Annotated in this window: 16 protein-coding genes; all 16 read right to left on the bottom strand. The window is 61.9% G+C overall.

The annotated features are described in order from the left end of the window. Positions 1–5: 5 nt before the first annotated feature. A complete protein-coding gene (gene rpsQ / locus H7A86_RS04785; protein ID WP_102252624.1) occupies positions 6–275 on the bottom strand; it encodes a 30S ribosomal protein S17 in 270 nt (89 codons plus the stop codon). Positions 276–286: 11 nt separating this feature from the next. Next, positions 287–472 (bottom strand): 50S ribosomal protein L29, encoded by a 186-nt coding sequence (rpmC, locus tag H7A86_RS04780; protein WP_006450638.1) that lies wholly within the window; start codon positions 470–472, stop codon positions 287–289. Further along, on the bottom strand, positions 472–885 hold the full coding sequence (gene rplP, locus H7A86_RS04775; RefSeq protein ID WP_011036127.1) for a 50S ribosomal protein L16: 414 nt from the start codon (positions 883–885) through the stop codon (positions 472–474). The genes rpmC and rplP overlap by 1 nt, the downstream gene beginning before the upstream one ends. A gap of 5 nt (positions 886–890) precedes the next feature. Then, positions 891–1,625 (bottom strand): 30S ribosomal protein S3, encoded by a 735-nt coding sequence (gene rpsC, locus H7A86_RS04770; RefSeq protein WP_102252623.1) that lies wholly within the window; start codon positions 1,623–1,625, stop codon positions 891–893. 17 nt (positions 1,626–1,642) lie between these two features. Beyond that, positions 1,643–1,978 carry a 50S ribosomal protein L22 gene (gene rplV / locus H7A86_RS04765; protein WP_002811686.1) on the bottom strand — a complete coding sequence of 112 codons (336 nt, stop codon included), beginning with the start codon at positions 1,976–1,978 and terminating at the stop codon, positions 1,643–1,645. Between the two features lie 13 nt (positions 1,979–1,991). Beyond that, the gene (gene rpsS / locus H7A86_RS04760; RefSeq protein ID WP_005993369.1) at positions 1,992–2,261 is read right to left on the bottom strand and encodes a 30S ribosomal protein S19; all 270 of its coding nucleotides are present in this window, start codon (positions 2,259–2,261) and stop codon (positions 1,992–1,994) included. Positions 2,262–2,267: 6 nt separating this feature from the next. Then, positions 2,268–3,095, bottom strand: coding sequence for a 50S ribosomal protein L2 (rplB, locus tag H7A86_RS04755; RefSeq protein WP_003486715.1), 828 nt, complete (start codon positions 3,093–3,095; stop codon positions 2,268–2,270). A gap of 10 nt (positions 3,096–3,105) precedes the next feature. Then, a complete protein-coding gene (gene rplW, locus H7A86_RS04750; protein ID WP_002811694.1) occupies positions 3,106–3,405 on the bottom strand; it encodes a 50S ribosomal protein L23 in 300 nt (99 codons plus the stop codon). After that, a complete protein-coding gene (gene rplD / locus H7A86_RS04745; protein WP_016900669.1) occupies positions 3,402–4,007 on the bottom strand; it encodes a 50S ribosomal protein L4 in 606 nt (201 codons plus the stop codon). Before rplD ends, rplW begins: the two co-directional genes overlap by 4 nt. A gap of 12 nt (positions 4,008–4,019) precedes the next feature. Next, a complete protein-coding gene (rplC, locus tag H7A86_RS04740; protein ID WP_006450633.1) occupies positions 4,020–4,670 on the bottom strand; it encodes a 50S ribosomal protein L3 in 651 nt (216 codons plus the stop codon). A gap of 11 nt (positions 4,671–4,681) precedes the next feature. Continuing rightward, positions 4,682–4,993 (bottom strand): 30S ribosomal protein S10, encoded by a 312-nt coding sequence (gene rpsJ / locus H7A86_RS04735; RefSeq protein ID WP_003486723.1) that lies wholly within the window; start codon positions 4,991–4,993, stop codon positions 4,682–4,684. 463 nt (positions 4,994–5,456) lie between these two features. Next, positions 5,457–6,647, bottom strand: coding sequence for an elongation factor Tu (gene tuf, locus H7A86_RS04730; RefSeq protein WP_104582262.1), 1,191 nt, complete (start codon positions 6,645–6,647; stop codon positions 5,457–5,459). Positions 6,648–6,695: 48 nt separating this feature from the next. Then, positions 6,696–8,813 carry an elongation factor G gene (fusA, locus tag H7A86_RS04725; RefSeq protein WP_046345811.1) on the bottom strand — a complete coding sequence of 706 codons (2,118 nt, stop codon included), beginning with the start codon at positions 8,811–8,813 and terminating at the stop codon, positions 6,696–6,698. 137 nt (positions 8,814–8,950) lie between these two features. After that, positions 8,951–9,418 carry a 30S ribosomal protein S7 gene (gene rpsG / locus H7A86_RS04720; protein WP_005993356.1) on the bottom strand — a complete coding sequence of 156 codons (468 nt, stop codon included), beginning with the start codon at positions 9,416–9,418 and terminating at the stop codon, positions 8,951–8,953. Positions 9,419–9,430: 12 nt separating this feature from the next. After that, positions 9,431–9,805, bottom strand: a complete 375-nt coding sequence (gene rpsL / locus H7A86_RS04715; protein WP_002811712.1) for a 30S ribosomal protein S12 — start codon at positions 9,803–9,805, stop codon at positions 9,431–9,433. Positions 9,806–10,027: 222 nt separating this feature from the next. After that, complete coding sequence (rpoC, locus tag H7A86_RS04710) at positions 10,028–14,242, bottom strand: DNA-directed RNA polymerase subunit beta' (RefSeq protein WP_104582265.1); 4,215 nt, start codon at positions 14,240–14,242, stop codon at positions 10,028–10,030. Positions 14,243–14,268 lie beyond the last annotated feature (26 nt).

Below are 14,268 nucleotides of genomic sequence, written 5' to 3'. Positions count from 1 at the left end.
CTCCCTTATTCGGCCGAACGGGTGACGATTTCGACCACCCGCCAGTTCTTGGTCTTGGACATTGGAGCAATCTCGGTCACACGCACGACGTCGCCTTCGTTGCAGGCATTGTCGGCGTCGTGTGCGTGGAGCTTGGACGAGCGCTTGATGTACTTACCGTACAACGGGTGCTTGACCTGGCGCTCCACCAACACGGTGACCGTCTTGTCCATCTTGTTGCTGACGACACGGCCTTCGACCGTGCGCAGCGTTTGCTTTTCGTTGTTGTCGCTCATCGCGGCCGTCCTTACTTGGTGCTGCCGAGCAGGTACTTGACGCGAGCAATCTCGCGGCGCACCCGGCGGGTATCGTGGGTCTTCGGCAGCTGGCCGGTGACCTGCTGCATACGGAGCGAGAACTGCTCCTTACGCAGATCGGTCAGGTGGGCCTTCAGTTCGTCAGCCGACTTCTCGCGGAGTTGTTTGATATCCATCAGCGCACCGTCCGGGTCACGAAAGTGGTGGTCACCGACAATTTCGCGGCGGCAAGGCGGAACGCCTCACGTGCGATATCTTCGGGAATCCCCTCGATTTCATAGATCATGCGGCCCGGCTGAATCTGCGCGACCCAGTACTCCACGTTGCCCTTACCGGAGCCCATGCGGACTTCGATCGGCTTCTTCGTGATCGGCTTGTCGGGGAACACACGGATCCACATCTTGCCGCCCTTCTTGACGTGGCGGCTGATCGTACGACGTGCTGCTTCAATCTGACGCGCGGTCAGCTGACCGTGCGCGGTTGCCTTGAGGCCGTACTCGCCGAAGCTGACGGCGTTTCCGCTCCATGCCAGGCCGTCGTTACGGCCCTTGTGCATCTTGCGGTATTTGGTTCGCTTGGGTTGCAACATTGCCGTTACCTCGCTTCACGAGCCGGGCGCGAAGGACGGTCACCACGGTCGCCGCGATCGTTACGATCGTTGCGCGGGCTGTCGTCCTGCTTCTCCTGGCCAACCTGGGAGAAGTCGAAGACCTCACCCTTATAGATCCAGACCTTGATGCCGATGATGCCGTACGTCGTGGACGCCTCGGCAAAACCGTAATCAATGTCGGCACGTAGCGTGTGCAGCGGCACGCGGCCTTCGCGGTACCACTCCGAACGGGCGATTTCTGCACCGTTGAGGCGGCCAGCCACGTTGACCTTGATGCCCAGGGCACCCAGGCGCATCGCGTTGCCGACCGAGCGCTTCATTGCACGGCGGAACATGATGCGACGCTCAAGCTGCTGCGCGATCGACTCGGCGACCAGCTGCGCATCCAGCTCCGGCTTGCGCACTTCGGTGACGTTGATGTGGGCAGGAACACCCATCATCGCGCTCACTTCCTTGCGCAGCTTTTCGATGTCCTCGCCACGCTTGCCGATCACCACGCCCGGGCGGGCGGTGTGAATGGTCACGCGGGCGGTTTTGGCAGGGCGCTCGATCAAGATCTTGCTGATACCTGCCTGCGCGAGCTTCTTGCGCAGCATTTCACGCACTTTCAGGTCGGCTGCCAGATAGGCGGCGAAGTCGGCCTTGTTTGCGTACCACTTGGAATTCCAGTCCTTGGCAATGCCAAGGCGAATTCCAGTCGGATGAACTTTATGACCCATGGTCTTTTCCTTTCCGCTTACTTGGCGGCGCCGACAATCACAGTGATGTGACTGGTGCGCTTGAGGATGCGGGTACCGCGGCCTTTCGCCCGCGCCATGAAACGCTTCAGGGACGGACCTTCATCAACCATGATGGTCTTGACCTTCAGCTCGTCGACATCCGCGCCCTGATTGTTCTCGGCATTGGCAATCGCCGACTCCACAACCTTCTTGATCAGGTGCGCAGCCTTTTTATCCGAGAACTTCAGCAGATTGACCGCACGTTCGGCGGACAAACCACGCACCTGGTCAGCGACCAGGCGGGCCTTCTGCGGGGAGATGCGCGCGGTGCGCAGGATTGCTTTCGCTTCCATCGTCATCTCTCCCTTACCTGCTCGACTTCTTGTCGCCACCGTGACCCTTGAAGGTCCGGGTGACGGCAAATTCGCCGAGCTTGTGGCCGACCATATTCTCGTTGACGAGCACCGGAATGTGGTTCTTGCCGTTATGCACGGCGATGGTGATGCCTACCATTTCCGGCAGGATCATCGAACGGCGCGACCAGGTCTTGATCGGCTTCTTGCTACCCGCAGCGGACTCCACCTTCTTTGCAAGGTGGTGATCGACGAACGGGCCCTTCTTGAGTGAACGTGCCATGGTCGATTAGCCCCTACGATCGCGGACGATGAATTGCTGGGTGCGCTTGTTCTTGCGCGTCTTGTAACCCTTGGTCGGAACACCCCACGGGGTGACCGGATGCGGATTACCCTGGCCAGCCTTGGCCTCACCACCACCATGCGGGTGATCGACCGGGTTCATGGCCGCACCGCGAACGGTCGGGCGAACGCCGCGCCAGCGCTTGGCGCCAGCCTTGCCCAGCTTCTCGAGGTTGTGCTCGTCGTTGCCGACTTCGCCGATGGTGGCGCGGCACTCGACCGGCACCTTGCGCATTTCGCCCGAGCGCAGACGCAGCGTGGCATAGATGCCTTCGCGAGCGACCAGCTGGACGGCTGCACCGGCAGCACGTGCGATCTGAGCGCCCTTACCCGGCTTCAGCTCGATACCGTGGACCGTCGTACCGACCGGGATGTTGCGCAGCGGCAGCGTGTTGCCGGTCTTGATCGGTGCGTTGGCACCGGCAATGACCTGATCGCCAGCCTTCAAGCCCTTGGGGGCGATGATGTAGCGACGCTCGCCGTCGACATAGCACAGCAGGGCGATATGAGCGGTACGGTTCGGATCGTATTCGATCCGCTCCACACGCGCCGGAATACCTTCCTTGTTGCGCTTGAAGTCGATGATGCGGTAGTGCTGCTTATGACCACCACCGACGTGACGCACGGTGATGCGGCCATGGTGGTTACGACCACCGGACTTGCTCTGCGAATCGAGCAGCGCCGCGTGCGGTGCGCCCTTGTGCAGATCGGGAGTAACCACGCGCACGGCGGAACGACGGCCGGGAGAGGTGGGTTTGAACTTCATCAATGGCATGGGATGGACCTCAGGCCTTGGCCGTTACGTCGATGGACTGACCATCAACCAGGCGGACGTACGCCTTGCGCCAATTGCCACGGCTGCCAGCACGGTTACGGAAGGACTTGCTCTTGCCCTTGACGTTGACCACGTTGACCGCTTTGACCTTGACGTCGAACAGCTGCTCAACCGCGGCCTTTACATCGGCCTTGGTGGCTTCGTTCGAAACTTCGAAGACATACTGGTTGGAGATTTCCTGCAGGCGCGCGGTCTTTTCGGAGACTCGCGGAGCACGCAGCACGCTGAAGATTTTTTCGTTGCTGCTCATGCCAGCCACTCCTCGACCTTCTTGACCGCATCGGCGGTGATCACGACCGTATCGGCCCCGACCAGAGCGACCGGATCCAGACCCTGCACATCACGCACCTGCACATACGGCAGATTGCGAGCGGACAGATACAGGTGCTCGGAGGCTTCCTCGGTGACGATCAGCGGGCGCTTGCCCACATCCAGTCCCTTCAGCTTCTCGATCAGACCCTGGGTCTTGGTGGTTTCGACGTCGAATGCATCGACGATCATCAGGCGACCCTGGCGATTAAGCTCAGAGAAGATCGCGCAGATGGCCGCACGGTACATCTTGCGGTTGACTTTCTGTTCGAAGCTGCGTGGCTTGGCCGCGAAGGTCACGCCGCCGCCGACGAAGATCGGAGCCGTCAGCGCGCCATGACGCGCACCGCCGCCCTTCTGCTTCTTCGACTTCTTGGTCGTGCCCGCAACTTCCGAACGCGTCTTCTGTGCCTTGGTACCAGCGCGACCGGCATTGCGATAAGCGACGACGACCTGGTGAACCAGATCTTCGCTGAATTCGCGACCGAACACGGCATCGGAGACCGAGACCTTGTTGTTGCTACCCGTGATAACGAGTTCCATCGTCATCTCTCCTTATGCCTTGCTCGCCGGACGGACGATCACGTCGCCACCAGCTGCGCCAGGCACGGCGCCGCGGATAGCAATCAGACCACGCTCGACGTCGACCTTGACCACTTCCAGGTTCTGCGTGCTTTGCTGCACGGCGCCCATGTGGCCCGACATCTTCTTGCCCGGGAAAACGCGACCCGGGGTCTGGCGCTGACCCAACGAACCCGGCGCGCGATGCGACAGCGAGTTACCGTGAGTTGCATCGCCCATACGGAAGTTGTAGCGCTTGATGGTGCCCTGGAAACCCTTACCCTTGGTGACGCCCTGGACGTCGACCTTCTGGCCGACCTCGAAGATGTCCGCCTTGATTTCGCCGCCGACGGCGAAATCGCCGAGTTGGGCATCTTCAACGCGGAATTCCCACAGGCCGCGACCCGCTTCCACCTTCGCCTTGGCGAAGTGGCCAGCAGCCGGCTTGTTGACCAGCGCGGCACGACGGGCACCAACGGTAATCTGCACGGCGCTGTAGCCGTCAGCTTCGACGGTCTTGATCTGCGCGATGCGGTTTGGAGTTGCTTCGATCAGCGTGACCGGTACCGAGCGGCCGTCTTCGGTGAAGACGCGGCTCATACCAGCCTTGCGGCCTACGAAGCCCAACGAATATTTCTTCGTCATGGTCGTAGTCCTCAGGTCAACTTGATCTGAACGTCGACGCCAGCCGCAAGTTCGAGCTTCATCAGCGCGTCCACGGTCTTGTCGTTCGGGTCGACGATATCGAGCACACGCTTGTGCGTGCGGGTTTCGTACTGGTCACGCGCATCCTTGTCGGCATGCGGGGATACGAGGATGGTGTAACGTTCGATCTTGGTCGGCAACGGGATCGGGCCACGCACTTGCGCGCCGGTCCGCTTAGCCGTTTCGACGATCTCGCTGGCCGAACGGTCGATCAAACGATGATCGAACGCCTTCAACCGAATCCGGATCTTTTGTTCCGACATGACGGAAGCTTCCTTCGTTAAAAGAGCGACGGGCAAGGCCTCTGGGATACCTGCCCCGATATTCCTGACGTAGATGAAATCGCCATGCATCCTGCTGACGAGGGCATTTCCTCCGCCCAAAAACTGAGGCAGACCGGTAAACCGGCCTGCCCAGACGGAAAAGTATAATGCGCAACAAGAGCACGGTCAACAACAGGTGAGTTGTTGAGTGCTCCATGCAACGCGACCTTCCCGGTCTGGCGAACACGAGCGGCATCCTGCCGTTCTTTTCGCTGTAACTCAGCGCCCTACCCAGGGACACCGAGCCGCGCATTATAGCGGGGCACTTTTACATGCGCAAGCGCCCTACCCGATGAGGACGCCGGCCACGCGCGCGCCTCCGACGCGGCCCACGAAAAAGGGCCAGCTTGCGCCGACCCTTGTTCGTGCGGATCCAGCGACCGAAGCCGCCGGATTGCAGGACTTACTTGACGATCTTGGCAACCACGCCGGCGCCGACGGTACGACCGCCTTCACGGATGGCGAAGCGCAGACCTTCGTCCATCGCGACCGGGTTGATCAGGGTCACGACCATCTTCACGTTGTCGCCCGGCATCACCATCTCCACGCCTTCCGGCAGCTGGCAGGCGCCAGTGATGTCGGTGGTGCGGAAGTAGAACTGCGGACGGTAGCCCTTGAAGAACGGGGTATGACGGCCACCCTCGTCCTTCGACAGCACGTAGACTTCGGCTTCGAACTCGGTGTGCGGCTTGATCGAACCCGGCTTGCACAGCACCTGGCCACGCTCGACGTCGTCACGCTTGGTGCCGCGCAGCAGCAGACCGGCGTTGTCGCCTGCCTGACCCTGGTCCAGCAGCTTGCGGAACATTTCCACGCCGGTAACGGTGGTCTTCTGGGTATCACGGATACCGACGATTTCGATTTCGTCGCCAACCTTGATGATGCCGCGCTCGATACGACCGGTCACCACGGTGCCGCGGCCGGAGATCGAGAACACGTCTTCGACCGGCATCAGGAACGGACGGTCGACGTCGCGGGTCGGCTCCGGAATGAACGAATCCAGCGCCTCGACCAGCTTGAGGATCGCCGGCACGCCGATGTCGCTCTGGTCGCCGTCCAGCGCCAGACGCGCCGAACCGTGGATGATCGGCGTGTCATCGCCCGGGAAGTCGTACTTGCTGAGCAGCTCGCGCACTTCCATCTCGACCAGCTCGAGCAGCTCGGCGTCGTCGACCATGTCGGCCTTGTTCAGGAACACGACGATGTGCGGCACACCGACCTGACGCGAGAGCAGGATGTGCTCGCGGGTCTGCGGCATCGGGCCGTCGGCGGCCGAACACACCAGGATCGCGCCGTCCATCTGCGCCGCACCGGTGATCATGTTCTTGACGTAGTCGGCGTGGCCGGGGCAATCGACATGCGCGTAGTGACGGGTCGGGGATTCGTATTCGACGTGTGCGGTCGAAATCGTGATGCCGCGCGCCTTCTCTTCCGGCGCCGCATCGATCGCGTCATACGCCTTGAACTCGCCACCGAAACGCTCAGCACCGATCTTAGTCAGCGCGGCTGTCAACGTGGTCTTGCCATGGTCGACGTGACCGATGGTGCCGACGTTCACGTGCGGCTTGGTGCGCTCAAATTTAGCTTTTGCCATGACTAACTACCTCTAATTGAAAAATTTGTGAGAAGCGGCTGAGCGAACTCAGCCCTTCTTGGTGACGGCGTCGGCGATGTTGGCCGGTGCCTCTTCGTAGTGGTCGAATTCCATCGAGAACGTCGCACGGCCCTGGCTCATCGAGCGCAGCGAGGTCGCATAACCGAACATCTCGCCCAGCGGAATCATCGCGTTGATGATCTTGCCCGACGGGCTGTCGTCCTGACCCTGCAGCACGCCACGACGGCGGCTCACGTCGCCCATCACGTCACCCAGGTAATCCTCCGGGCTGACGATCTCGACCTTCATGATCGGCTCCAGCAACACCGGGCTGGCTTTCGCAAAGCCCTGCTTGAACGCCATCGACGCGGCCAGCTTGAACGCCATTTCCGAGGAGTCGACGTCGTGGTACGAGCCGAACACCAGCTTGACCTTCACACCCACCACCGGGAAGCCGGCGATCGGACCACTGGTGATCGTCTCGCGCAGACCCTTTTCGACCGAGGGGATGAATTCCTTCGGGATGATGCCGCCGGTGATGTCGTTGATGAAGAGGAAATCGTCCTTGACGTTGTCGCTCTTGCGATCTTCCTCGGTCATCGGCGACAGCTCGATCACCACGTGACCGTACTGACCCTTACCACCGGACTGCTTGGCGTGCTTGTAGTCGGACTTGACGTCGGACTTGCGGATCGTTTCGCGGTAGGCCACCTGCGGCTTGCCGACGTTGGCCTCGACATTGAACTCGCGACGCATACGGTCGACGATGATGTCCAGGTGCAACTCGCCCATGCCCGAGATGATGGTCTGGCCGGATTCTTCGTCGGTCTTGACGCGGAACGAGGGATCTTCCTGCGCCAGACGGCCCAGGGCCATGCCCATCTTTTCCTGGTCCGACTTGGTCTTGGGTTCCACCGCCATCGAGATCACCGGCTCCGGGAACACCATGCGCTCCAGGGTGATGACCTTGTCCTGCGCACACAGCGTGTCGCCGGTGGTGACGTCCTTCAGACCCACGGCAGCGGCGATGTCACCAGCGCGCACTTCCTTGATCTCTTCGCGATTGTTGGAGTGCATCTGCAGGATGCGGCCCACGCGCTCTTTCTTCGACTTGACCGGGTTGTAGACCTGGTCGCCGGAGTTCAACGTGCCCGAATAGACACGGAAGAACGTCAGCGAGCCCACGAACGGGTCGGTCATGATCTTGAACGCCAACGCCGAGAACGGCGCGGTATCGGTGGCAGGACGGGTGTCTTCCTTCTCGTCCTCGTCGATACCCTGGACCGGCGGACGGTCGGCCGGCGACGGCAGCAGGTGCACGACGCCGTCGAGCATGGCCTGCACGCCCTTGTTCTTGAACGCCGAGCCGCAGAACACCGGCACGATTTCAACCTTCAGGGTGCGCTCGCGCAGACCCACCAGGATCTCCTCTTCGCTCAGGTCGCCCTCGTTGAGGTACTTATCCATCAGGTCTTCGCTGGCTTCGGCAGCCGCCTCGACCATGAACGAACGCGCCTCGGTCGCGATCTCGACCAGGTCGGCCGGGATGTCGCGGTATTCGAAGGTGGTGCCCTGCGATGCGGTATCCCAATGGATCGCCTTCATCTTGAGCAGGTCGACCACGCCCTCGAAACCGTCTTCGGCGCCGATCGGCACCTGCATCGGCACGGCGTAGGCACCCAGACGGGCCTTCAACTGCTCGACGACCTTGTCGAAGTTGGCACCGGTACGGTCCATCTTGTTGACGAAGGCCATGCGCGGCACGGAATACTTGTTGGCCTGGCGCCACACGGTCTCGGACTGCGGCTGCACGCCACCAACGGCGCACAGCACGAACACCGCACCGTCAAGCACGCGCAAGGAGCGCTCCACCTCGATGGTGAAGTCGACGTGCCCGGGGGTATCGATGATGTTGAAGCGGTGCTGCGGCATGGACTTGTCCATGCCCGACCAGAATGCAGTGGTCGCAGCGGAGGTGATGGTGATACCACGCTCCTGCTCCTGCTCCATCCAGTCCATCACTGCAGCGCCGTCATGGACTTCGCCGATCTTGTGACTGACACCGGTGTAGAACAGGATGCGCTCGGAGGTGGTGGTCTTGCCGGCATCGATGTGGGCCATGATGCCGAAGTTGCGGTAACGCTCGATAGGGGTGGTGCGGGCCACGGGGAGCCTCTCAATTTCTTGGATTTCGGATGGCCGAACGCCGCCTTTCGGCGGCCTTCGGATTGGATGCGACGCCAAAGGCGTCGCAAACAGCACTCAGATGGTGCTGAAGGGCCCCGTTACCAAGGCCCACGAGGTCACCAGCGGTAATGTGCGAACGCCTTGTTCGCCTCCGCCATACGGTGCGTCTCTTCGCGCTTCTTGATCGCGCCGCCACGGCTTTCCGAGGCGTCCAACAGTTCTGCAGCCAGCTTGCGCGGCATGGTGTTCTCGCCACGCTTGCGCGCGGAATCGATCAACCAGCGCATTGCCAGCGCCATGCGACGGGAGGAGCGCACTTCGACGGGCACCTGATAGGTAGCACCACCGACGCGACGCGATTTAACTTCGACAGCCGGGGCCACGTTGTCCAGTGCTTTCTGCACCAGCTCGACGGCATTCGGATTCTTTTCGCCAATGACGTCCATCGCGCCATAGACAATTTTCTCAGCAACCGACTTCTTGCCACTTTGCATCACCATATTGATGAAGCGGGCAATGGTTTCGCTGCCATGCTTTGGATCAGGCAGGACGGTGCGCTGCGGAGTAGAACCTTTACGGGACATTGGAGTGTTTCCTTAGCTCTTCGGGCGCTTGGCGCCGTACTTGGAACGACCTTGACGGCGCTTTGCGACGCCGGCGGCGTCCAGCGAACCACGGACGGTGTGATAACGCACACCGGGAAGATCCTTGACGCGGCCACCGCGAATCAGGACCACGGAGTGCTCCTGCAGGTTGTGGCCTTCACCACCGATGTAGCTGATGACCTCTTCCTGGTTCGTCAGGCGCACCTTGGCAACCTTACGCAGGGCCGAGTTCGGCTTCTTCGGGGTAGTGGTATAGACGCGTGTGCAGACGCCACGGCGCTGCGGACACTTGTCCAGTGCCGGAGAGGCACTCTTGTAGGTGGTCGCTTGCCGAGGCTTGCGGACCAGCTGATTGATCGTCGTCATCAGTTGATTCTTCTGATTGAGAGGCCGAGACGGCCTTGCACGAAAACAAAGGCAGGCCGAAAAACGGCCCGCCGAGACAGGGAAGTATAGCTGGCAGGACGAAACTCCGTCAACTTCACGGAAATCTAACCCTGCTGGCCCATCCAAAGGCCGGAAAACGGAGGGCCTCCTGCCCTCCTTTTCGCTTGGCTTACGGCGATCTTGCAACCGCCGTCGGAGCGCTTACTCCTCGTCCGCGCCAGCGTCGGCCACGGCTGCGACCGGTTCGGCAACCGTCGGCTTGCCCGACAGCGTTTCCATTTCCGAGTCGGTCAGACCCGACGACTTGCGACGTCCGGCGTGATACGCCAGACCGGTACCGGCCGGGATCAGACGACCCACGATCACGTTTTCCTTCAGACCGCGCAGGTTGTCGCGGGTGCCGCGCACGGCAGCCTCGGTCAACACGCGGGTGGTCTCCTGGAACGAGGCCGCCGAGATGAACGACTCGGTGGCCAACGAGGCCTTGGTGATACCCAGCAGCACCGGATCGTACTTCGCCGGCAGCTCGTTGCGCTTGACCAGGCGGGCATTTTCCTCGATGACGCGCTGGCGCTCGACCTGCTCGCCGTTGAGGAACTTGCTGGTGCCCTGGTCGGTGATCTCGACCTTGCGCAGCATCTGGCGGGTGATCACCTCGATGTGCTTGTCGTTGATCTTCACGCCCTGCAGGCGATACACGTCCTGGATTTCCTTGACCAGATACGCGGCCAGCGGCTCGACACCCAGCAGACGCAGGATGTCCTGCGGGCTCGGCTCGCCGTCCACCACGGTCTCGCCCTTGGTCACATGCTCGCCTTCGAACACGATGATCTGGCGGTACTTGGGGATCAGCTCTTCGTGTTCCGACCCATCGGTATCCTTGATGATCAGGCGCTGCTTGCCCTTGGTGTCCTTACCGAAGCTGATGATGCCCGAGCGCTCGGCCAGGATCGCCGGATCCTTCGGCTTGCGCGCTTCGAACAGGTCGGCAACGCGCGGCAGACCACCGGTGATGTCGCGGGTCTTGGACGCTTCCTGCGGGATCTTGGCGACCACGTCGCCCACGCCGACGGCGGCGCCGTCCTGCAGGTTGACGATGGAGCGCGGCGGCAACAGGTACTGCGCCGGCAGATCCGTATTCGGGATCGTCAGGTCGTTGCCCTTGCCGTCGACGATGCGCACGATCGGGCGCAGCTCCTTGGCATGTGCACCGCGACGCTTCGGGTCGGTGATTTCGCGCGAGGCCAGACCGGTCAGTTCGTCGGTCTTCTCGATGACGGTGACGCCGTCGACGAAGTCGATGAAGCGGATGAAACCGGCCACTTCCGACACGATCGGGTGGTTATGCGGATCCCAGTTCGCCACGCCCTGCCCGGCCTTGACCGCATCACCATCCTTGGCGGTGATGGTGGCGCCGTACGGCAGCTTGTAACGCTCGCGCTCGCGGCCATGGCCGTCGAGCACGGACAGTTCGCCCGAACGCGAGACAGCGACCAGCGCGCCGCTGGCGTGCGCCACCGACTTGAGGTTGTTGAACTTCACCGAACCGGTGGTCTTGACGGTGATGTTGTCCACCGCCGCCGCACGCGATGCCGCGCCACCGATGTGGAACGTACGCATGGTCAGCTGGGTACCCGGCTCACCGATCGACTGCGCCGCAATGACGCCGACCGCCTCACCGATGTTGACCTGGTGACCGCGAGCGAGATCGCGACCGTAGCAGCGTGCGCACACGCCGAACGAGGATTCGCAGCTGATGGTCGAACGCACCTTCACCGACTGCACGCTGGCGTCTTCCAGCTTGGCAACCCAGGCTTCGTCCAGCAGCGTGTTGCGGGTGACGATCGGCTCTTCGTCGTTGCCCGGCAGGTACACGTCCTCGGCCACCACACGGCCCAGCACGCGCTCGCGCAACGGTTCCACCACGTCGCCGCCTTCCACGATCGGGGTCATGATCAACCCTTCGGTGGTGCCGCAATCGACCTCGGTGATCACCACGTCCTGCGCCACGTCGACCAGACGACGGGTCAGATACCCCGAGTTCGCGGTCTTGAGCGCGGTATCGGCCAGACCCTTACGGGCACCGTGGGTGGAGTTGAAGTACTCCTGCACGTTCAGGCCTTCGCGGAAGTTCGCCTTGATCGGCGTCTCGATGATCGAGCCATCTGGACGCGCCATCAGGCCGCGCATGCCGGCCAGCTGACGGATCTGCGCCTGGCTACCACGCGCACCGGAGTCGGCCATGATGTACAGCGAGTTCATCGACTTCTGATCGATGGTTTCGCCCTTGGCATTTTCGACCTTCTCGGTACCGATGGTGTCCATCATCGCCTTGGCGATGCGCTCGCTGGTGCGCGACCAGATGTCCACGACCTTGTTGTAGCGCTCGCCGGCGGTGACCAGACCGGACTGGTACTGTTCCTGGATCTCCAGCACTTCGGCTTCGGCCTCGGTGAGGATGCCCTTCTTCTCGTCCGGGATCAGCATGTCGTCGATGCCGATCGACACGCCTGCGCGGGTTGCGTAGGCATAGCCGGTGTACATCAGCTTGTCGGCGAACACGACGGTGTCCTTCAAGCCCAGCAGACGGTAGCTGGAGTTGATCAGGCGCGAGATGTTCTTCTTGGTCATCTCGGTGTTGGCCAGCTGGAACGGCAGGCCTTCGGGCAGGATTTCGCTCAGCAGCGCACGACCGACCGTGGTGTCCACGATCGAGGTGCCGCTGCTGCGCTTGCCGTCGGCTTCCACGTCCACCTGGGTGATGCGGACCTTGACCTTGGCGTGCAGTTCCACCACGCGGTTGTCGTAGGCGCGCTTCACTTCGCTGGTGTTGGCGAACACCATGCCTTCGCCCTTCTTGTTCTCCAGGGCGCGGCTCATGTAGTACAGGCCCAACACCACGTCCTGCGACGGCACGATGATCGGCTCGCCGTTGGCCGGCGACAGGATGTTGTTGGTGGACATCATCAGCGCACGCGCTTCCAGCTGGGCTTCCAGCGAGAGCGGCACGTGGACGGCCATCTGGTCACCGTCGAAGTCGGCGTTGAACGCAGTACACACCAGCGGATGCAGCTGGATGGCCTTGCCTTCGATCAACACCGGCTCGAACGCCTGGATGCCCAGGCGGTGCAGGGTCGGCGCACGGTTCAGCAGCACCGGATGCTCGCGGATCACTTCTTCCAGGATGTCCCAGACTTCGGCTTCTTCGCGCTCGACCAGCTTCTTGGCGGCCTTGATGGTGGTGGCCAGGCCGCGACGCTGCAGCTTGGCGAACACGAACGGCTTGAACAGCTCCAGCGCCATCTTCTTCGGCAGGCCGCACTGGTGCAGCTTGAGGTAAGGACCGACGGTGATGACCGAACGACCGGAGTAGTCCACGCGCTTGCCGAGCAGGTTCTGACGGAACCGGCCCTGCTTGCCCTTGATCATGTCGGCCAGCGACTTCAGCGGACGCTTGTTGGTGCCGGTGATGGCACGGCCGCGACGGCCGTTGTCCAGCAGCGCATCGACCGATTCCTGCAGCATGCGCTTCTCGTTGCGCACGATGATGTCCGGCGCATTGAGCTCGAGCAGACGACGCAGACGGTTGTTGCGGTTGATCACGCGGCGGTACAGATCGTTCAGATCCGAGGTCGCGAAGCGGCCGCCATCCAGCGGCACCAGCGGACGCAGGTCCGGCGGCAGCACCGGCAGCACGGTCATGACCATCCACTCCGGACGGTTGCCCGATTCCAGGAAGGCTTCGATCAGCTTGATGCGCTTGGTGAGGCGCTTGAGCTTGGTTTCCGAACCGGTGCTGGCGATTTCCTCGCGCAGGCGGGTCATTTCCGACTGCAGGTCGATCGTGCGCAGCAATTCGTACACGGCCTCGGCGCCCATGGCGGCGTCGAAGTCGTCGTTGTACTCCTGGCGTGCGGTCAGGTACTGCTCTTCGGTCAGCAGCTGGCGGCGCTCGAGCGGGGTCAGGCCCGGCTCGGTGACCACGTAGGCTTCGAAGTACAGCACGCGCTCGATGTCACGCAGGGTCATGTCCAACATCAGGCCGATGCGCGAGGGCAGCGACTTGAGGAACCAGATGTGCGCGACCGGCGAGGCCAGGTCGATGTGACCCATGCGCTCGCGACGCACCTTGGCCAGGGTGACTTCGGTGCCGCACTTTTCGCAGACCACGCCGCGGTGCTTCATGCGCTTGTACTTGCCGCACAGGCACTCATAGTCCTTGATCGGTCCGAAGATGGCGGCGCAGAACAGGCCGTCACGCTCGGGCTTGAAGGTCCGGTAGTTGATGGTTTCGGGCTTCTTCACTTCGCCGTAGGACCACGAACGGATCAGGTCCGGCGATGCCAGCGCGATCTTGATCGCGTCGAAATCCAGCGTCTGGCGCTGTTGATTGAAGAGGTTGAGCAGGTCTTTCATTTGATATCTCCGGGTCGGAGGAATTT

This window comes from Xanthomonas euroxanthea (assembly GCF_903989455.1).
GTDB lineage: Bacteria > Pseudomonadota > Gammaproteobacteria > Xanthomonadales > Xanthomonadaceae > Xanthomonas > Xanthomonas euroxanthea.
Note: the sequence above shows the minus strand (reverse complement) of the source record. Positions and strands in the feature narration are given on the sequence as shown.